Source organism: Pseudomonas sp. Pso3 (genome assembly GCF_055393275.1).
The window spans coordinates 4,514,393-4,531,868 of the sequence record NZ_AP043687.1 but is presented as its reverse complement, the minus strand read 5'-3'; the positions used below and the strand labels follow the sequence as shown (position 1 = coordinate 4,531,868).

The 17,476-nt window shown below is 66.7% G+C and carries 19 protein-coding genes; 8 read left to right on the top strand and 11 right to left on the bottom strand.

Annotation, left to right across the window (positions count from 1 at the left end; translation table 11 throughout):
- Nucleotides 1–26 precede the first annotated feature (26 nt).
- The 3 genes from ACZ5R1_RS21260 (at nucleotide 27) to ACZ5R1_RS21250 (ending at nucleotide 2,537) form a co-directional block, all read left to right on the top strand.
- Complete coding sequence (locus ACZ5R1_RS21260) at nucleotides 27–788, top strand: substrate-binding periplasmic protein (RefSeq protein WP_027600694.1); 762 nt, start codon at nucleotides 27–29, stop codon at nucleotides 786–788.
- Nucleotides 789–837: 49 nt separating this feature from the next.
- The gene (locus ACZ5R1_RS21255; protein ID WP_027597483.1) at nucleotides 838–1,599 is read left to right on the top strand and encodes a substrate-binding periplasmic protein; all 762 of its coding nucleotides are present in this window, start codon (nucleotides 838–840) and stop codon (nucleotides 1,597–1,599) included.
- Between the two features lie 176 nt (nucleotides 1,600–1,775).
- Nucleotides 1,776–2,537 carry a substrate-binding periplasmic protein gene (locus ACZ5R1_RS21250; protein WP_027597484.1) on the top strand — a complete coding sequence of 254 codons (762 nt, stop codon included), beginning with the start codon at nucleotides 1,776–1,778 and terminating at the stop codon, nucleotides 2,535–2,537.
- Nucleotides 2,538–2,554: 17 nt separating this feature from the next.
- Here ACZ5R1_RS21250 and ACZ5R1_RS21245 read toward each other — a convergent pair whose 3' ends face one another.
- The 4 genes from ACZ5R1_RS21245 to ACZ5R1_RS21230 all read right to left on the bottom strand — a co-directional run bounded on the left by ACZ5R1_RS21245 (nucleotide 2,555) and on the right by ACZ5R1_RS21230 (nucleotide 6,714).
- On the bottom strand, nucleotides 2,555–3,316 hold the full coding sequence (locus ACZ5R1_RS21245; protein ID WP_074584156.1) for a divergent polysaccharide deacetylase family protein: 762 nt from the start codon (nucleotides 3,314–3,316) through the stop codon (nucleotides 2,555–2,557).
- The gene (locus tag ACZ5R1_RS21240) at nucleotides 3,313–4,656 is read right to left on the bottom strand and encodes a S41 family peptidase (protein ID WP_027600695.1); all 1,344 of its coding nucleotides are present in this window, start codon (nucleotides 4,654–4,656) and stop codon (nucleotides 3,313–3,315) included. The genes ACZ5R1_RS21245 and ACZ5R1_RS21240 overlap by 4 nt, the downstream gene beginning before the upstream one ends.
- 29 nt (nucleotides 4,657–4,685) lie before the next feature.
- Nucleotides 4,686–5,969, bottom strand: coding sequence for a murein hydrolase activator EnvC family protein (locus tag ACZ5R1_RS21235; RefSeq protein ID WP_464712671.1), 1,284 nt, complete (start codon nucleotides 5,967–5,969; stop codon nucleotides 4,686–4,688).
- A 133-nt stretch (nucleotides 5,970–6,102) separates the two neighbouring features.
- Entirely contained in the window at nucleotides 6,103–6,714 is a 612-nt protein-coding gene (locus ACZ5R1_RS21230) for an NAD(P)-dependent oxidoreductase (RefSeq protein ID WP_027597488.1), read from the bottom strand.
- 182 nt (nucleotides 6,715–6,896) lie between these two features.
- Here ACZ5R1_RS21230 and ACZ5R1_RS21225 point away from each other — a divergent pair, with 182 nt between their 5' ends.
- From ACZ5R1_RS21225 to secB, 3 genes are read left to right on the top strand one after another with little or no spacing between them, the layout of a single operon-like run.
- Complete coding sequence (locus ACZ5R1_RS21225) at nucleotides 6,897–7,316, top strand: rhodanese-like domain-containing protein (protein WP_007159777.1); 420 nt, start codon at nucleotides 6,897–6,899, stop codon at nucleotides 7,314–7,316.
- Between the two features lie 41 nt (nucleotides 7,317–7,357).
- The gene (grxC, locus tag ACZ5R1_RS21220) at nucleotides 7,358–7,612 is read left to right on the top strand and encodes a glutaredoxin 3 (protein ID WP_007159776.1); all 255 of its coding nucleotides are present in this window, start codon (nucleotides 7,358–7,360) and stop codon (nucleotides 7,610–7,612) included.
- Between the two features lie 27 nt (nucleotides 7,613–7,639).
- Entirely contained in the window at nucleotides 7,640–8,104 is a 465-nt protein-coding gene (gene secB, locus ACZ5R1_RS21215) for a protein-export chaperone SecB (RefSeq protein WP_007159775.1), read from the top strand.
- A gap of 45 nt (nucleotides 8,105–8,149) precedes the next feature.
- Here secB and rarD read toward each other — a convergent pair whose 3' ends face one another.
- The 5 genes from rarD to ACZ5R1_RS21190 form a co-directional block, all read right to left on the bottom strand.
- On the bottom strand, nucleotides 8,150–9,037 hold the full coding sequence (rarD, locus tag ACZ5R1_RS21210) for an EamA family transporter RarD (RefSeq protein WP_042134534.1): 888 nt from the start codon (nucleotides 9,035–9,037) through the stop codon (nucleotides 8,150–8,152).
- Nucleotides 9,038–9,972: 935 nt separating this feature from the next.
- On the bottom strand, nucleotides 9,973–10,947 hold the full coding sequence (locus ACZ5R1_RS21205) for a serine/threonine protein kinase (protein ID WP_007159773.1): 975 nt from the start codon (nucleotides 10,945–10,947) through the stop codon (nucleotides 9,973–9,975).
- A gap of 110 nt (nucleotides 10,948–11,057) precedes the next feature.
- Nucleotides 11,058–12,947, bottom strand: a complete 1,890-nt coding sequence (locus ACZ5R1_RS21200; RefSeq protein ID WP_464712670.1) for a PhoX family protein — start codon at nucleotides 12,945–12,947, stop codon at nucleotides 11,058–11,060.
- 65 nt (nucleotides 12,948–13,012) lie between these two features.
- Nucleotides 13,013–13,750, bottom strand: coding sequence for a ComF family protein (locus ACZ5R1_RS21195; RefSeq protein WP_186304696.1), 738 nt, complete (start codon nucleotides 13,748–13,750; stop codon nucleotides 13,013–13,015).
- Nucleotides 13,751–13,808: 58 nt separating this feature from the next.
- The gene (locus ACZ5R1_RS21190; protein WP_007159771.1) at nucleotides 13,809–14,105 is read right to left on the bottom strand and encodes a hypothetical protein; all 297 of its coding nucleotides are present in this window, start codon (nucleotides 14,103–14,105) and stop codon (nucleotides 13,809–13,811) included.
- A gap of 112 nt (nucleotides 14,106–14,217) precedes the next feature.
- Between ACZ5R1_RS21190 and ACZ5R1_RS21185 the strand changes: the two genes are divergently transcribed.
- Nucleotides 14,218–14,919 carry an alpha/beta fold hydrolase gene (locus ACZ5R1_RS21185; RefSeq protein ID WP_027600701.1) on the top strand — a complete coding sequence of 234 codons (702 nt, stop codon included), beginning with the start codon at nucleotides 14,218–14,220 and terminating at the stop codon, nucleotides 14,917–14,919.
- Nucleotides 14,920–14,989: 70 nt separating this feature from the next.
- Complete coding sequence (locus tag ACZ5R1_RS21180; RefSeq protein ID WP_081347950.1) at nucleotides 14,990–15,577, top strand: cupin domain-containing protein; 588 nt, start codon at nucleotides 14,990–14,992, stop codon at nucleotides 15,575–15,577.
- Here the strand turns inward: ACZ5R1_RS21180 and ACZ5R1_RS21175 are convergent.
- Nucleotides 15,574–15,996 carry a DUF1810 domain-containing protein gene (locus ACZ5R1_RS21175; RefSeq protein WP_027600703.1) on the bottom strand — a complete coding sequence of 141 codons (423 nt, stop codon included), beginning with the start codon at nucleotides 15,994–15,996 and terminating at the stop codon, nucleotides 15,574–15,576. The genes ACZ5R1_RS21180 and ACZ5R1_RS21175 overlap by 4 nt on opposite strands.
- A gap of 70 nt (nucleotides 15,997–16,066) precedes the next feature.
- The gene (locus ACZ5R1_RS21170) at nucleotides 16,067–17,401 is read right to left on the bottom strand and encodes an MFS transporter (protein ID WP_464712669.1); all 1,335 of its coding nucleotides are present in this window, start codon (nucleotides 17,399–17,401) and stop codon (nucleotides 16,067–16,069) included.
- Between the last annotated feature and the right edge of the window lie 75 nt (nucleotides 17,402–17,476).

Genomic DNA, 17,476 nt, shown 5'->3' with positions numbered 1-17,476 from the left:
CCGGCGGTGCCGGCAGGGAGAGGGGCGTGCGCAAGGGAATCTGGGCCTGCTTGGCCGGTTTGCTGCTGGTATCGACGACTGCGGTCAGGGCGGAGCTACCGGCGGGTTATCAGCTGACGCTGCTGACGGAAAACTTCCCGCCCTACAACTTCTCCGTGGATGGCAAGAACTTCGCCCGCGAGGGCGAGCTCAAGGGCATCGCCGTCGACATGGTCCGCGAGATGTGCCAGCGCGCCGGCATCTCTTACAACCTCACCCTGAGATTTCCCTGGGAGCGGATCTACGGCATGGCCCTGGATCAGCCCGACCACGGGGTCTTCGTCACCGCGCGGCTGCCCGAGCGCGAGGGGCTGTTCAAGTGGGTCGGTCCCATCGGCCCGGACGACTGGGTGCTGCTCGGGCGCGCCGACAGCCACCTGCAGCTGCGCAGCCTGGACGACGTCCGCAAGCAGCAGCTCAAGATCGGCGCCTACAAGGGCGACGCCATCGCCGAGAGTCTCGCCCAGCAGGGCTTCCAGCCTGATCTCGCGCTGCGCGATCAGGAAAACGTGCAGCGCCTGGTCAAGGGACAGATCGATGTCTGGGCCACCGGCGATCCCGCCGGCCGCTACCTGGCCCGCCAGGAAGACGTGACCGGACTCAAGATGCTGCTGCGCTTCAACAGCGGCGAGCTGTTCCTGGCGCTGAACAAGCAGACCCCCGACGAGGTGGTACAGAAGCTGCAAAAGGCCCTCGACGAGATGCGCCAGAGCGGCGCGGTTCAGACCATCTTCAATCGTTATCTGTGATCCCGGCGGGCCGAGCGATCGGCGCGGACGGTCGCCTGAGGAGAGAGCTATGCGCAAGTCCTGGTTGGCCATCGCCGCCGTACTGTTGAGTTGCACCCTGGGCCTGGGGACGGCCCGGGCGGAATTGCCAGCGGGCTATCGCGTGGTGCTGCTGACCGAGAACTTCCCGCCCTTCAACATGGCGGTGGACGACAAGAACTTCGCGCGTGACGATGCCATCGACGGCATCAGCGCCGATCTGGTGCGCGAAATGTTCAAGCGCGCCGGGATCGACTACAACCTCTCGCTGCGCTTTCCCTGGGATCGCATCTACAACCTGACCCTGGAGAGCCCCAACTACGCGCTGTTCTCCGTGTCGCGCACCGAGTCGAGGCTGCCGCTGTTCAAGTGGGTCGGGCCGCTGGGCAAGACCCGCAAGGTGTTCATGGCGCTGTCCGGCAGCACCCTCAAGGTGCCGGACCTGGCCACGGCGGCCCGGCTGCGCGTCGGTGCCTACAAGAATTCCGCGGTGAGCCTGATGATCCAGGAGAAGGGCATCGTTCCCATCGATGCCCTGCGTGATCAGGAGAACATCGCCAAGTTGCAGAAGGGCGAGATCGACGTCTGGGCCACCACCGACGTGGTCGCCCGCTACCTGGCCAAGCAGCAGGGCGTCAGCAATCTGCAGACCCTGCTCAGCTTCCAGGAATCCGACCTCTACCTGGCCTTGAACAAGGACACCCCCGACGAGGTGGTGACCCGCCTGCAGCAGGCGCTGGATGCCATGCGCCAGGAAGGTCTGGTCGATAGCATCACCAACAACTATCTCTAGTGCGCCGCCTGGCGGTGGGCGTGGACGCAAGGAATTCCAGATCGGCCAGGCGGCTAGACCGGGATCGACGCAAGACTGACGACCGCGGCGCAGCCAGCGGCAGTGAGCACTGAATGTTGTAAAGGGATATTCGACGAAACCTCGGAAATGCGGCCGTGCGTCGCCAGGGAGTTGCAATGCAAAAGCTGTGGTTGCGTCTTGCAGGTGTGGTGTTGGGTTGCACCCTGGGTCTGACCCAGGCCCGGGCCGAGTTGCCGGATTACTACCAGGTCGTGCTCCTGACCGAGAATTATCCTCCCTTCAACATGTCGGTCGATGACAAGAACTTCGCCCGCGATGACGCCATTGACGGTATCGCCACCGATATCGTCCGCGAGATGTTCAAGCGGGCCGGCATCAAGTACAGCCTTTCGCTGCGCTTCCCCTGGGACCGCATCTATCGGCTGACCCAGGAGACGCCCAACTACGGCCTCTTCTCCGTGGCCTACACCGAGGCGCGCAAGGATCAGTTCAAATGGGTGGGCCCTTTCGGCCGCTCGAGCTGGACCCTGCAGGCGCTGCCTGGCAGCAAGCTGGACGTCAAGACGCTCAAGGACGCCGCCCGCTATCGCATCGGTACCTATCGCAACGATGTGATCAGCAAGACGCTGACCGCCCAGGGCATTCCGGTCATCGACGCCCTGCGCGATCAGGAGAACGTCGACAAACTGGTGAAAGGCCAGATCGACATCTGGGCTACCGCCGATCCTGTCGGCCGCTATCTCGCCAAGCAGCAGGGGGTGACCGGCTTGCAGACGCTGCTGCGCTTCAACGAGGTGGATCAGTATCTGGCGTTGAACAAGGACACCCCTGACGAGGTGGTGATACGCCTCAGGGCGGCGCTGGAGCAGATGCGCAAGGAAGGAGTGATCGACAGCATCACCAACAACTACCTCTGACGCCTGGAGGCCGCTCGCTAGCGATAGCGACCGGCGCGGCCGTGCCCGGGCATGGCCTGGTTGGCCCGCAGGGCGATCATCTGCGGCAGGTCGATGACCTCCACGCCCTGAGCCTTGAGCAGCGGCAACTGCTGGGCCAGCACCGCCAGGGTCGCCGGGTGCGGATGGCCGATCAGCACCGCGCTGCCCTGGCGCTGGGCCAGGCGCACGCCTTCGGCCAGCTGGGCCGCCACCGCCGCCGGGGTGGCGTCGTTGTCGAGAAAGACATCGCGCGAGACGCTGGCCAGGCCGATCTTCTGGGCTTCCGCCGCGGCCACGGTGGCCGCGCTGGTGCGGCTGTCGAGAAACAGCAGGTGACGCTCCTGCAGGACCTGCATCAACTCGGCCATGGCGGGGCGGTCCGCGGTCATGCGACTACCTTCATGATTGTTCACCCCATCCGCCTCGGGTACCCGTTCCAGCGCCCGGTCCAGGCGTTGCAGGCGCTCGGCCGAGGACATCTCCGGATGCCAGGCATAGGGACCGCCGGCCGGGTCCATGGGCAGGTGCAGCAGCACGGTGCGTCCGGCGCGGTGGGCCGCGGTGGCCAGTTCGGCGGCGTAGCGGGTCTCGGGGATGATCGCCAGGACCACCGGCGCGGGCAGGGCCAGGACCTGCCGGTCCCGCGCCGGATTCTGCCCGAGGTCGTCGATGACGATGGTCAGCTGCGCGGTGGCGGCCTGGGCGAGGGTACCGACCAGGGCGAGCGCCCCGGCCAGTAGCCAGCGTCCCGCCCTCACGGGGTATGGGTGACGTTGAGTCCCTTGAGCAGCGACAGCGCCTGGGAGAGCTGGAAGTCGTCATCCTGCGGCCGCGGACTCTGGTTGGGCGCCTTGCTGCCGGTGGGCCGATCGGCGCCGCCATTGCCATTGCCCAGGTGACCGGCCAGATCGGCTTCGCGGAAGTATTCGTCGCCGCCGCTCTGCGGGGTGACCTTGGCCGGCGCCACGGCGATGTCCGGGGTGATGCCCTGGGCCTGGATGGAGCGCCCGCTCGGCGTGTAGTAGAGCGCCGTGGTGAGCTTGAGCGCGCGGTCGTTGTTGAGCGGCAGCACCGTCTGCACCGAACCCTTGCCGAAGCTGTCGGTGCCCATGAGGATGCCGCGCTTGGAATCCTGCAGGGCACCGGCGACGATTTCCGCGGCCGAGGCGCTGCCGCCATTGATCAGCACCACCAGTGGCACCTTCTCGCTGGGATCGGCGGCATCGGCCGAGAAGCGCAGCTCGGAGTTGGGCAGGCGGCCCTTGGTGTAGACGATCAGACCGTGGGTCATGAAGGCATCGGCCACCTCGACCGCCGACTGCAGGACCCCGCCCGGGTTGTTTCTCAGGTCGAGGATCAGGCCCTTGAGCTTGCCCTTGTTCTCCTGACGCAGCTTGCCGAGCGCCTTGACCGTCTCTTCGCCGGTATTGACCTGGAACTGCGAGATGCGCAGCAGGCCGTAGCCGGATTCGAGCAGCTGGCTCTTGACGCTGTTGACCTTGATCACCGCCCGCGCCAGCTTGACGTCGAACGGCTGGCCGCCACCGCGGACGATGGTCAGTACGATGGGGCTGCCCGGCTTGCCGCGCATCTTGTCGACGGCTTCGTTGATGGCCTGGCCCTTGGTGGGCTGGCCGTCGATCTTGACGATCAGGTCGCCCGGTTGCAGGCGCGCCTTGGCCGCCGGGGTGTCGTCGATGGGCGAGACCACCTTGATGAAGCCGTTCTCCTGGCCGACTTCCAGGCCCAGGCCGCCGAATTCACCGCTGGTGGTTTCCTGCAGTTCGGCGAAGTCCTTGGGTTCCAGATAGGCGGAATGCGGATCCAGGTTGCTGAGCATGCCCTTGATGGCGTTCTCCAGCAGGACCTTGTCCGACACCGGCTCCACATAGGCGGCCTTGATGCGGTCGAACACCTCGGCGAAGGTGCGCAGCTCGTCCAGCGGCAGCGGAGCACTGGCCGGGGCCGCGGGCGCGGCGCCCGGTGCGACCGGCGTCACCGCAGCCGGCGTGCTCTGCGACGATTGCGCCTGGACGACTCCGACGCCGCTGAACAGCAGGGCGAGGACCAGGACGGTGGGACGAAAGCGATGCGGCATGTGCAGCTCCTAAACCGAGGTGTGTCGCACTATCCCTGAGCACGGCACCAGATGACCGGGTCCGTCGGGCGGCCCTGTTGGCGGATGGCGAAGTACAAGGCGGAGGCTTCCTGACCGCCGCTGGCGCCGACGGTCGCGATGGCATCCCCGGCCTTGACCACGTCACCCGCAGACTTGAGCAGGCTCTGATTATGTCCGTACAGGCTGAGATAGCCATTCCCATGATCGATGATAACCAGTTGGCCGGCGCCTCTTAGCCAGTCGGCGAAGACCACCCGGCCATCGTGCACCGCCTTGACCCGGGTACCGGCTCCGGCTGCGATCAGGACACCGTCCCATTTCGCGCGGGGGTCGTCGCCGCGGGCACTGCCGAAACGCGCCACCAGACGGCCATCGACCGGCCAGGGCAGCTTGCCGCGGGCATTGGCGAAGGCGCCGCCATAGGCAGGTGCTGCACTAGACACCGCCAGTTCCGGGGCGTTCGAGGGGCGCGGGGCTTTCGGCTCGCTTTGCGCCTGGCGCAGTGCCGCTTCCCGTGCTTCGGCGGCGCGGGCTTCGGCCAGTTGCCGCTGACGGGCTTCCTCCGCTTCGCGGGCCTGGCGCGCGAGGGTTTCCTCGATGGTCTTGAGCACCTTGTTCAGCGCGGCCTGATCCTGCTCGCGGTTCTCGATCTCGCGACTCTTGTCGCGGTAGTCCGCGTTGATCTTGGCCAGCGCCGCCTGGCGCTCCTTGCGTACCTCGGCCAGCTCCGCCTGACGCTTTTCCAGGTCTTCGCGACGGGCGACCAGGTCGCTCTGCTCCTGCTGGATGCCCTGTTCCACCTCGCGGATCTCGCGCAGGGTGTCGTTGAAGGTGGCGAGCTGATCCAGCCGGGTGCGATTCAGGTAGTTGTAGTAGGTGAGGGTGCGGCTGACCTTTTCCGGATGCTCCTGGTTGAGCAGCAGCTTGAGGTATTCCTGGCGTCCGCTCTGGTAGGCGGCCCGCACCTGCACGGCGATCAGCTGTTGTTGCTCAGCGCGAGACTGGTCGAGCTTCTTCTTGCGCCCGTCCAGCTCTTGCAGCTTTTTTTCGCCGTTCTCCAGCTGCTTCTGCAGCGAGTCCACCTGCTTTTCCAGCTCGCCCATCTGGGTCTCGGTGCCCTGCAGCTGCTTCTGCACGCCGGACTTCTCGGCCTGCACCTGCTTGAGGACCTTCTGCATCTCCTGGATTTCCCGGCGGGTCTGCTCGATCTGCCGCTGGGTATCGGCGCGATCGTCGGCCAGGGCGGGAGCGAGAACGCTGGCAAGCAGGAGAAGGGCGAGAACACGGCGCATGCGAGGTCGTACGTTTCTAGGGCGAAGCGCCTAGTATGCCCGTCACATCCGGCAAAAAAAACGGCAAGGCACGCCGTTCAGCGTTCACGGCCCGACCAGGCGGCCAGGCTGCGAACGAGGGGGCATTTCCGTTTCAGTAGCCGACGGTGAAGCGGGTACGGTGATGAACGGGACGTTCGACCTCGTCGAGCAGGGCCACGGCGAAGTCTTCGTAGGAGATGTGGCTGTCCCCGGCCGCATCGAACAGCAGGGTATCGTCGCCCAGGCGGAAGCGGCCCGTGCGGGTGCCCGGGGCGAAGACCATCTGCGGACTGACGAAGACCCAGTCGAGGTCGCTGACCCCGCGCAGGGCGTCCAGGGTAGCGATACCGGCCCCGGCTTCGCTGCGGTATTCCGCGGGAAAGGCCGGCGCATCGAACAGTCGCGAGCCGTCCGGCAGCTTCAGGCTGGCGGCGCCGCCAACGATCAGCAGGCGCGGGATGCCAGTGGCTCTGGCGAAGTCGATCAGCGTATCCGGTGCGATGTCGGCGAATCTCAGGCTGCTGACCAGCACGTCATGGCCGGACAGCGCCTTGGCCGCCTGCGGATCCTTGACGTCTCCGGCAACCACGTTCAGGTCGGCACGGGACGCCAGGCGCGCGGGTTCCCGCACCAGGGCGGTGACCCGGTGGCCACGGGAGAGGGCTTCATCGAGCAAGCGACTGCCGACGTTACCGGTGGCGCCGAGCAGGGCGATGGAGGTCATGGCTGGATTCCTCGGAAATGAAGGGAAGCCAAGCCTAGGCAGAGCGACGGAAGCCGCCAAGGAGGCAGTTCGGGATGAGCTGGTTACCTGCGGATAACCCGGGGGCGGCGAGGGTATGGCGCCATCGGGGGGCTGTGTATACTGGCCAGCATTTTTAGCCCTCCTTGGATAGTTCTTTCATTATGGAATTTCTCGGTCGGGTGGTCGAATTCGCCACCCATCATCCGCTGCTCGTCGCCGCCTTCCTCGCCATCGTCGCCCTGATGCTGTTCAACGAGACCCGTCGGGGCGGGCGCAGCCTGTCCACTGGCGAACTCACCAATCTGGTCAATCGCGAAGAGGGCGTGGTGCTCGACATCCGCCCGAGCAAGGACTTCGCCGCCGGGCATATCGTCGGCGCGTTGAACATCGCCCAGGAGAAAGTCGCCAGCAGCCTGTCTCTACTGGAGAAGCACAAGGCCAAGACCCTGATCGTGGTGGACAGCGCCGGCCAGCAGGCCGGCGCCGTGTGCGGCGATCTGCAGAAGGCCGGCTTCACCGCCGCTCGGCTGAACGGCGGCATCGCCACCTGGCGTGCAGAGAATCTGCCCCTGGTGAAGTGAACCCCTAGCGTGGCCGCCTCATCGGCCACTGGAGACCGCGCATGTCTGACGTCGTCATCTATACCAGTGCCTGGTGTCCCTATTGCCATCGTGCCAAGCACCTGCTCGATCGCAAGAACGTGGCCTACCGGGAAGTCTCCGTCGACGGCCAGCCGGCGCTGCGCAGCGAGATGGCCCGCAAGGCCGGTCGCACCAGCGTGCCGCAGATCTGGGTCGGCAGCACCCACGTCGGCGGTTGCGACGATCTCTATGCCCTAGACCGAAGCGGACGTCTCGATCCGCTGCTGTCCGCCTGACCAACACTCATCACTCAAGGCCCTACCATGACCGACCAAGCCAATGGCGCCCAGGAAGACGGCGCTCAGTTCTCACTGCAACGCATCTACATCCGCGACCTGTCCTTCGAAGCGCCCAAGAGCCCCGAGATCTTCCGTCAGGACTGGCAGCCCAACGTCAACCTGGACCTGGCCACCCGCCAGAAGACCCTGGGCGACGACTTCCACGAAGTGGTGCTGACCCTGACCGTGACCGTCAAGAACAACGAAGAGACCGCCTTCATCGCTGAAGTGCAGCAGGGTGGCATCTTCCTGATCAAGGGCCTGGACGCCGCCTCCATGGCCCATGCCCTGGGCGCCTTCTGCCCCAACATCCTGTTCCCCTACGCCCGTGAAGCGCTGGACAACATGGTGGTGCGTGGCTCCTTCCCCGCGCTGATGCTGCAGCCGGTGAACTTCGACGCCCTCTACGCCCAGGAACTGGCGCGCATGCAGACCGCCGGCGAAGCCTGATCGGCGCCGCAGCGGTGACGAACGCCCCTTGAGAGGGGCGTTCTGCTATCCGGCCTTCAGCTTGCGACTGGCGCGCCAGAGATCGAAGCTGAACACGGCAAGGCCCGTCCAGATGCAGATGAAGGCGAACAGCCGCTCGCGGGGGAAGGGTTCGTCGTAGAGCCAGACCGCCTGGATCAGCACCAGGGTCGGCGCCAGGTACTGCAGGAAGCCCAGGGTCGAATAGGGCAGCTTGCGCGCCGCGGCATTGAAGCACAGCAACGGGATCAGGGTGACCGGCCCGGCCAGCACGATCAGCAGGCCTAGCGAGGATTGCCAGGTCTCCGCCTGCAGACTCACCCCCGGGGTCAGCAGCGGCAGCGCGACCAGGGCGATCGGCACCAGCATCCAGCTCTCCACCACCATGCCCGGCAGCGCGGCTACCGGCGTCTGCCGCCGCACCAGGCCATAGAAGGCGAAAGTCAGCGCCAGCGCCAGGGAGACCCAAGGCAGTTGCCCCAGGGTCCACAGTTGCTGGGCGACGCCGAGCACCGCCAGGCCCACGGCGATCCACTGCAGCGGCCGCAGGCGTTCACCGAGGATCACCAGGGCGAGCAGGATGTTGACCAGCGGATTGATGTAGTAGCCCAGGCTGGCCTCGACCACATGGGCGTTGTTGACCGCCCAGATGTAGACCAGCCAGTTGCAGGCCACCAGGGCGCCGGACAGCGCCAGCCAGAGCAGCCGTCGCGGGTGGGCGCGCAACTCCGCCCACCAGCCGCGATGGCGCCAGACCAGCAGCAGCAAGGCGCTGAACAGGGCGGACCAGAGGATGCGCTGGAACAGGATTTCGGTCGCCGGCAGGGCCGCCAGCAGCTTGAAGAACAGCGGAAACAAGCCCCATAGCCCATAGGCGGTGAGGCCCAGGGCATAACCCTGGCGCAAGGCAGACATGAGAGGTCCTTAGGCAGGCAACGTTCTTGTCCGGGCAGGATAGCCTAAGGGGCGGTGTGATGTGGGAGTGACGACAGCAAGCGTTTGCCTGCTGCGCCACTGCGCTATCGCGGCCATGGCGGCCCGCCGATGCGGCCGCTCCAACAGGTTTGATGTAACCGTAGGAGCGGCCCATGGCCGCGATCAGTGCTGTAGCGTGGAAAACGGCACGGTCTTTTCCACTGAAGAGCTCATCGCGGGTCCTACCCTCACCCCCGCCCTCTCCCAGAGGGAGAGGGGGTATCCGAGCCCGTAGCGTGGAAAACGGCGTAGCCTTTTCCACTGAAGAGTTCATCGCACGGCTTACCCTCACCCCAGCCCTCTCCCGGAGGAAGAGGTGGTATCCGAGGCCATAGCGTGGAAAACGGCGCAGCCTTTTCCACTGAAAAGTTCATCTCGGGCCTACCCTCACCCCCGCCCTCTCCCAGAGGGAGAGGGGGTATCCGAGCCCGTAGCGTGGAAAACGACGCAGCCTTTTCCACTGAAGAGTTCATCGCGGGTCCTACCCTCACCCCAACCCTCTCCCGGAGGGAGAGGGGGTATCCGCGCCTGTAGCGTGGAAAACGACGCAGCCTTTTCCACTGAAGAGTTCATCGCACGGCTTACCCTCACCCCAGTCCTCTCCCGGAGGGAGAGGGGGTATCCGGGCCTGTAGCGTGGAAAACGGCGCAGCCTTTTCCACTGAAGAGTTCATCGCACGGCTTACCCTCACCCCAGCCCTCTCCCGGAGGAAGAGGGGGTATCCGGGCCCGTAGCGTGGAAAACGACGCAGCCTTTTCCACTGAAGAGTTCATCGCACGGCTTACCCTCACCCCAGCCCTCTCCCAGAGGGAGAGGGGTATCCGGGCCTGTAGCGTGGAAAACGGCGCAGCCTTTTCCACTGCGTCGCAGCAAGCCTAGAACAGCCGCAATGGCGCCTCGTCCAGGGCGGCGCGTTGTTCGCGCAGGGTGAGGATCTGGTCGCCCCAGTAGCGTTCGCTGCCGAACCAGGGAAAGCTCTTGGGAAAGGCCGGATCGTCCCAGCGACGTGCCAGCCAGGCGCTGTAGTGCATCAGCCGCAGGGTGCGCAGCCCCTCGATCAGGGCCAGTTCGCGCGGCTGGAAGTCGTGGAATTCCTCGTAGCCGTCCATCAGCTCGGACAGCTGCGTCAGCCGCTCCTGGCGATCGCCGGCCAGCAGCATCCAGAGATCCTGCATGGCCGGACCGTGGCGGCAGTCGTCGAGGTCGACGATATGGTAGGCGTCATCGCGGCAGAGCAGGTTGCCCGGATGGCAGTCGCCGTGCAGGCGGATGACGTCGTAGCTGACGCTTTCGAAGAGTTCGTCGAGACGCTGCAGCAGGTCGCGCGCCACTGATTCATAGGCTGGCAGCAGGCTCTGGGGAATGAAGTTGCCGGTCAGCAGCGTGTCCAGCGAGGCATGGCCATAGCCCTGGACGTCCAGCGTCTCGCGGTGCTGGAAGGGGCGGCTGGCGCCCACCGCGTGCAGGCGACCCAGCAGCTGGCCGAGTCGATGCAGCTGATTGAGATCACCCGGCTCCGGCGCCCGGCCGCCGCGGCGGGGAAAGAGCGCGAAGCGAAAGCCGGCATGATTGAACAGCGTCTGGCCGTCGCGCTGCAGGGGCGCGACCACCGGCACCTCGCGCTCTTCCAGTTCGGCAGAAAAGGCGTGCTCTTCCAGAATGGCCGCGTCGGTCCAGCGATCCGGGCGATAGAACTTGGCGATCAGCGGGGTCTCGCCTTCGATGCCGATCTGATAAACGCGGTTCTCGTAGCTGTTGAGGGCCAGTACCCGGGCATCGCTGAGATAGCCCAGGCTTTCGATGGCGTCGATGACGAGGTCGGGACTCAGATTTTCGAACGGATGAGACATGGCGCGCTCCTCGGTCACGGGGGACGATGGCGATTGCCACCCTGCATCCGGGAGATGCTAGCGCATGCCCGAGCCCCATGGCGAAGGCTCGAGCGCTATCCGCTCGCCGGTCAGGCGCCGATCACACCACCGTCTTCGCGGCTGATGACCATTACCGAAGAGCGTGGCTGGCCGTTCGGCTGGGCCTCGGGAAAGGTCGAGCCCCCTTCCTCGCCCGGGTGCTGGATGCCGACGAACATCGTCTTGTAGTCCGGCGAAAAGGCCAGGCCGGTGACCTCGCAGCCGACCGGACCGACCAGGAAGCGGCGCATCTCGCCGCTGCGCGGATCGGCGCAGAGCATCTGGTTGTTGCCCATGCCCTCGTAGTCACCCTTGTTGCTGTACTTGCCGTCGGTGAGCACCCACAGCCGGCCGGCGGCGTCGAAGCCCAGGCCATCGGGGCTGTTGAACATGTTCTCGGCGTTGATCTGCTGGGAGCCCGCTTCCGGCTTGCCCGGGTGCACCTTGGGATTGCCGGCGATGACGAACAGATCCCAGTCGAAGCTCAGGGCCGCGGCATCGTCGCCGCTCTCGCGCCAACGCACGATCTGGCCGTAGAGGTTGTTGGCGCGGGGATTGGGGCCGCCCACCGACATGCCGTCCTCGCCGCGCTTGGTGTTGTTGGTCAGGGTGCAATAGACCTGGCCGTCCTTGGGGCTGACGGCGATCCACTCGGGTCTGTCCATGCGCGTGGCGCCGACCTGGGTGCCGGCCTGGCGGGCGTGGATGAGCACCTCGGCCTGGCTGGCGAAGCCGTTGGCGGCGGTCAGGCCGTTCTCGCCATGCACCAGCGGCAGCCACTGGCCGCGACCCTTGGGGCGGTTGGGATCACGATCGCCCTCGTCGAACCGGGCGACATAGAGGGTACCGTGGTCGAGCAGATCGCGATTGGCCTTGGGATCGTCCTGCAGGGGCTCGCGGCTGACGAACTTGTAGATGAATTCGCCACGTTCGTCGTCGCCCATGTAGACCACCACGCGGCCATCGCGGGTGCGGGCGAGGGCGGCGTTCTCGTGCTTGAAGCGCCCCAGGGCGGTGCGCTTGACCGGCTTGGCCTGGGGATCGAAGGGATCGATTTCGGTGATCCAGCCGTGACGATTGAGTTCGTTGGGATTCTGCGCCAGGTCGAAGCGATCGTCGTGCAGGTGCCAGTCGTTCTCCACGCTGGCGTGCTTGACGCTGTAGCGCTTCTGGGCGGCGTCGAACTTCAGGTTGGCATCGCGACTGCCGAAGACGTCGGTGAAGTTCTCTTCGCAGGTCAGATAGGTGTGCCAGGGGGTGGCGCCGCTGGAGCAATTCTGGAAGGTGCCCAGCACCTCGCGTCCGGCCGGGTCGGCGGCGGTCTTGAGCAGGTCATGGCCGGCAGCCGGACCGCTGACGGCGATGGGCGTGTTGCCATGCACGCGGCGGTTGTAGGGCGAGCCCTGGACGAAATGCCACTGGCCGTCCACGCGCTTCACCTCGATCACCGAGACGCCCTCGGCGGCCTGGGCCTTGCGGGTGTCTTCCAGGGACTTGGGCGGCGTGCCGTGGCTGAGCAGATAGCGGTAGTTGGTGTATTCGTTGTTGATCGCCATCAGCGCCCGATCCGGATCGTCCGTAAAGGGGTAGAAGGCCATGCCGTCATTGTTGTCGCCGAATTGCACGGCCTGGTCGGCGGCGCTCGGGCTGCCATCGGGGCGGAAGGCCGGACCGTCGGCGTGCAGCGGCTGACCCCAGCTGATGAGCACGCTGGCGCGATAGCCGGGCGGCACCACCAGGGTGTCGGCGGTGGAGGCGGGGATGTTGGCGAAGCCGATCAGTGGATTGCCCGAGGCTTCGCCGACGGCGTCGGCCAGGGCGCTGCGACCGAGCAGGCCGCCGCCCAGGAACAGGGCGGCACCGGCCAGGGCGCCGGCACCGATGAAGCGCCGGCGGCTCAGTTGGACGAGGCGTTCGAGATCGGTCTGGTCGTTGTGCATGCTGATGGCTCCCTCACGGTGTGCAGGCGAGGCTAGTCAGACTAAATGACGGTTTGGTGACAGCGCTACTCGCCGGGTGGCGGCGTCCGCGCCAGGCAATAGACATCCACCCGCCGGGCGCCCGCGCGCTTGAGCAGGCGCGCCAGGCTGTCGGCGGTGGCGCCGGTAGTGAGGACGTCGTCCACCAAGGCCAGATGGCGACCCTCCAACCCGGCGTCCTGCACCAGGGCGAAGGCCTGCCGGAGATTGCGCCGCCGCTCGCTGGCGCTCAGGCCCTGCTGGCTGTGCTGCTCCTGCACCCGCTGCAACAGTCCGCCATCCACCGGCACCTTCAAGGACTTGCCGAGCCAGCCGGCCAGCAGCGCGGCCTGGTTGAAGCCGCGCTGGCGCAGGCGCAGGGGCGAGAGAGGAACGGGCAGCAGGCACTCCGGGCGCGGCTGGCCTTCGTCGAACAGGTGCTGCAGATGCCGCGCCAGCAGCGCCCCGGCCAGACGGCCGAGACTGCCGTGATCGCGGTGCTTGAATCTGTTGATCAGGGTGTCGACCGGAAAGGCATAGCGCCAGGGCGCCAGCACCTGGTCGAAGGCCGGCGGCTTGGCCAGGCAGCCGCCGCAGAACAGGCCGTCCACCGGCAGCGGCAGGGCGCAGCCCTGGCAATGGGGGCCGAGCCAGGGCAATTCGCTGTCGCAGCCTTCGCACAGGGGCAGTCCGGCCGGCAGCCAGGCGGCGCAGAGAACGCAGCTGGTCCCGGGCCGCAGGCGTTGCCAGTGGCGCTTCAAGGCCTGGGAAAGGGGTGGGGTCATGACGGCGTCCGTGCCGAGCGAGAGCCCTACTGTGCCAGGCGATCCGCCTGGCGACCAGTCAGCCGCGGATCAGCCAGCTCATCACCATCAGGCCGAGAATCAGCCAGATGACGCCGCCCACCACCGAGCGCGCCATGAAGGCGCGTACCGCGGCGTAGAGCAGCAGCAGGCCGATGGCCAGGACCACGAAGCTGATATAGGAGTCGTCCATGCCGATGGAGCGGGCCATGCCATGGAGAAAGTCGTGCACGGCGTCGGCGAGGCCGCCGAGCACCGAGCCGAACAGATCGATGATGAAACGGATGACCTGGCCGAGCGCGGCGCCGAGCCAGTCGAAGAAGCCTTCAGTACGCATGGATGTTTCCGGATCCTTGGCAATGTCCCTTGGAACCCGCGAAGCCCACGGGGTTCGCTGGTGATCCGCGCTACACTGCGCGTTTTCCGCAGTGTCTCTCAAGTCCTTAGTGATGACCGCTACCGATACCCTTCCGCTGATCCTGCTTCCCGGCCTGCTCTGCGACAGCCGTCTCTGGGCCGCTCAGGCCGCCGACCTGGCCGACGTCTGTCCGGTGCTCATTCCCGACCTCACCCGCGACCTGGGCATCCCTGCCCTGGCGCGCCGGGTGCTGGCCGAGGCGCCGCCGCGCTTCGCCCTGGGCGCCCTGTCCATGGGTGGCTACGTGGCCTTCGAGATCCTGCGCCAGGCGCCGGAACGGGTAGCGCGGCTGGCGCTGTTCGACACCATGGCCAGCCCGGATGCCCCGGAGCGCGCCGCGCAGCGCCGCGCCATGCTCGAACTGGCCGAGCGCGGGCGTTTCCTCGGTATCAGTCCGCAACTCTTGCCGCGGCTGATCCACGCCTCGCGCCTGGGCACGCCGGTGGCCGATACCGTGCTGGCCATGGGCAAGGCGGTGGGCAAGGAGGCCTTCCTGCGCCAACAGCAGTCGATCATCGACCGCCCCGACTCACGCCCGACCCTGGCAGGGATCCGCATCCCGACCCTGATCGTGGTGGGCGCCCAGGACCAGCTGACCCCGCCGGCCGAAGCCGAGCTGATGCACGCCGGCATCCAGGACTCGCGTCTGGTGGTGCTGGACGACTGCGGTCACCTGCCGCCGCTGGAACTGCCGGAGCGCACCTCGGCGCTGCTGCGGGAATGGCTGGCCTGACCCCTCGTCGCGGGCGCTGAACCCGGGCACCAGGCGGGCCTCCATTGGCAAAGCCCCGAGGGAGTCCCGCATGCCGCATCGTCCGTCTCTGTCCGTCCTTTCCCTGGTGCTGGGCCTGGCGCCCGCCGCCCTGGCCCTGGCCGCGCCGGTGGGTGCCGGTCAGCCCGAACAACTGCATTTCGCCGACGATGGCGTCATCCCCAACAGTCGCCTGCCCGTATTGCTCTATCGCCAGGTTCCCCTGGCCGGCTCCGACCGCGCCGCCGCCCTGGAGCGGCTGTTCGCCGACAACGCCTGGCCGCCGCAATGGCGCTATGGCGTCTACGATTATCATCACTATCACCCCAATGCCCATGAAGTCCTTGGCGTGGCGCGCGGCCAGGCGCGGCTGCGGCTGGGTGGCGAGCAGGGGCAGGATGTGGAGGTGACCGCGGGCGACGTGGTGGTGCTGCCGGCGGGGACCGGGCACCGCAACCTGGAATCCAGCGCGGACTTCCTGGTGGTGGGCGCCTATCCGCCCGATCGGCAGGACTTCATCACCCAGCGCGCCGATCCGGCCGCCCATGCCCGTTCAGTCGAACTGATCGCCCAGGTGCCTGTGCCACTGACTGATCCGGTGACCGGACGGGAAGGGGCGCTACCCGAGCTCTGGCGCTAGCAGAGTCGCGTCAGGGTGGCTTCGTCCGGCTGGCCGGCGAAAAAGGTCTTCAGCGCCTGGCGAAAGGGTTCGGGGTCTTCGGCCACGGCGGCGAAGAGGGTCAGGCAGGAATGGAATTTGAGATCGTCCGGCTGGCCGAACAGCGCCGTGGCCGACAGCTGCGGATGCTCCAGCGCGGCGGCGGTGATCTCCCGCAGGCGCGGTCCCAGCAGCGGATGCGCCAGGTAGGCACTGGCCTCGTCGCGGGAGGCGATGGCGTAGCGCTGCGCCGTCTCGCTGCGGCCCAGCCCCTGGATCTGCGGAAAGATGAACCACATCCAGTGGCTGCGCTTGCGCCCGGCGCGGATCTCCGCCAGGGCGGTGGCATAGGTGTCGGCCTGGGCGTCGAGGAAGCGTTGCAGATCGTGAGCGGCGGGCATGGCGAAACTCCGGGCCTTTTGCCTATCGGCAGATGGACCCGGAGGAAGTGCCGGTCAAGGGACGAGCGGTCTAGCCGCGCACCGCGCGATAGGCCGTTTCACCGCCTTCGCTGACCTCGTCCAGATCGATGCGCGAAGTCTCGGGCAGACTCAGGCCGCCGATCAGACCGAGCAGGGCGATCATGATCAGGTAGAGCGCCGGCGAGAGATTGCTGCCGGTGGCGCCGATCAGCCAGGTCGCCATCAGCGGCGCGGTGCCGCCGAAGATGGTGTAGGCCAGGTTGTAGGTGATGGCCCCGGCGGTGTAGCGCGTGCGGGTGGGGAAGACCTCGCTGAGCAGCGGCGCGGTCACCACGTTGCACAGCACCGCCCCGGCGCCCAGCAGCAGCGAGCCCAGCAGGGCGCTGCCGAACTGGCCGCTGCTGGCCAGCAGCAGCGCCGGATATACGCCTACCGCCAGCACCAGGCTGGCCAGCACCGTGGTCATGCGTCGACCGATGCGGTCGGTGACGCGTCCCAGCACCGGACAGGCCGCCGCTGCCGCGAACAGGGTGATCAGGCTGATGGCCAGGGCCGCGGCCCGGTCGAAGCCGCCGGCCAGTTGCAGGTAGGTGGAGAAGTAGGTGGTGAACATATAGAAGGACAGCGCCGTCAGCGAGATGAAGGCGCCCAGGCGCAGGATCGAGCGACCCTGCAGTCTGAGTGTCTCGCCCAGCGGCGAATGGCTGACCTCATGGTCTGCTTCCAGCGCCTGGAAGGCCGGGGTCTCGTCCAGCTTCAGCCGCAGATAGAGACCGATCAGACCTAGCGGCGCGGCGGCCAGGAAGGGGATGCGCCAGCCCCAGTCGGCCATGGCTGCCGCGCCCAGCAGTCGCTCCAGGCCCCAGGCGGTCAGGGCCGCGCTGGCAAAGGCGAGAAAGGTCGAGACCGGTACGAAGCTGCCATAGCGCCCGCGGCGATCGCGCGGTGAATGCTCCATCACGTAGGCGCAGGCCCCGGCGTATTCGCCGCCGGCGGAAAAGCCCTGGGCGCAGCGGATCAGCGTCAGCAGGATCGGCGCCCAGATGCCGATGGTGGCGTAGCTGGGCAGGATGCCGATCAGGGCGGTGGCGCCGGCCATGATCAGGATGGTCAGGGCCAGGGTGCGCTTGCGGCCGATGCGGTCGCCCAACAGGCCGAAGACGATGCCGCCCAGTGGCCGGAAGGCAAAGGCCACGGCAAAGACGGCAAAGGTCTTGAGCAGGCCGGCGGTGGCGTCGCCACTGGGAAAGAAGTGCGCCGCGAGCAGGGTGGCGAGAAAGCCATAGAGGGCGAAATCGAACCATTCGACGAAGTTGCCGATGGATGCGGCGGAGATGACCTTGCGCAGGGTGGCGGGTGAAACGGAAGTCGCTGTCTGGCTCATGGCGGGCCTCGGGAAAGGGCGGAGACGGAGGCAGAAATGGAGCGCCTTGTTTTATTGTCATGACATCGGGGCGTA

What these genes read in the sequence shown, in the direction of transcription:
- ACZ5R1_RS21190 (WP_007159771.1), bottom strand. Translation starts at nt 14,105, where the DNA reads ATGCGTACTGAAGGCTTCTTCGACTGGCTCGGCGCCGCGCTCGGCCAG.
- ACZ5R1_RS21200 (WP_464712670.1), bottom strand. Translation starts at nt 12,947, where the DNA reads ATGCACAACGACCAGACCGATCTCGAACGCCTCGTCCAACTGAGCCGC.
- grxC (WP_007159776.1), top strand. Translation starts at nt 7,358, where the DNA reads ATGTCTGACGTCGTCATCTATACCAGTGCCTGGTGTCCCTATTGCCAT.
- ACZ5R1_RS21205 (WP_007159773.1), bottom strand. Translation starts at nt 10,947, where the DNA reads ATGTCTCATCCGTTCGAAAATCTGAGTCCCGACCTCGTCATCGACGCC.
- ACZ5R1_RS21250 (WP_027597484.1), top strand. Translation starts at nt 1,776, where the DNA reads ATGCAAAAGCTGTGGTTGCGTCTTGCAGGTGTGGTGTTGGGTTGCACC.
- ACZ5R1_RS21180 (WP_081347950.1), top strand. Translation starts at nt 14,990, where the DNA reads ATGCCGCATCGTCCGTCTCTGTCCGTCCTTTCCCTGGTGCTGGGCCTG.
- ACZ5R1_RS21185 (WP_027600701.1), top strand. Translation starts at nt 14,218, where the DNA reads ATGACCGCTACCGATACCCTTCCGCTGATCCTGCTTCCCGGCCTGCTC.
- secB (WP_007159775.1), top strand. Translation starts at nt 7,640, where the DNA reads ATGACCGACCAAGCCAATGGCGCCCAGGAAGACGGCGCTCAGTTCTCA.
- ACZ5R1_RS21175 (WP_027600703.1), bottom strand. Translation starts at nt 15,996, where the DNA reads ATGCCCGCCGCTCACGATCTGCAACGCTTCCTCGACGCCCAGGCCGAC.
- ACZ5R1_RS21240 (WP_027600695.1), bottom strand. Translation starts at nt 4,656, where the DNA reads ATGCCGCATCGCTTTCGTCCCACCGTCCTGGTCCTCGCCCTGCTGTTC.
- rarD (WP_042134534.1), bottom strand. Translation starts at nt 9,037, where the DNA reads ATGTCTGCCTTGCGCCAGGGTTATGCCCTGGGCCTCACCGCCTATGGG.
- ACZ5R1_RS21230 (WP_027597488.1), bottom strand. Translation starts at nt 6,714, where the DNA reads ATGACCTCCATCGCCCTGCTCGGCGCCACCGGTAACGTCGGCAGTCGC.
- ACZ5R1_RS21195 (WP_186304696.1), bottom strand. Translation starts at nt 13,750, where the DNA reads ATGACCCCACCCCTTTCCCAGGCCTTGAAGCGCCACTGGCAACGCCTG.
- ACZ5R1_RS21235 (WP_464712671.1), bottom strand. Translation starts at nt 5,969, where the DNA reads ATGCGCCGTGTTCTCGCCCTTCTCCTGCTTGCCAGCGTTCTCGCTCCC.
- ACZ5R1_RS21225 (WP_007159777.1), top strand. Translation starts at nt 6,897, where the DNA reads ATGGAATTTCTCGGTCGGGTGGTCGAATTCGCCACCCATCATCCGCTG.
- ACZ5R1_RS21170 (WP_464712669.1), bottom strand. Translation starts at nt 17,401, where the DNA reads ATGAGCCAGACAGCGACTTCCGTTTCACCCGCCACCCTGCGCAAGGTC.
- ACZ5R1_RS21255 (WP_027597483.1), top strand. Translation starts at nt 838, where the DNA reads ATGCGCAAGTCCTGGTTGGCCATCGCCGCCGTACTGTTGAGTTGCACC.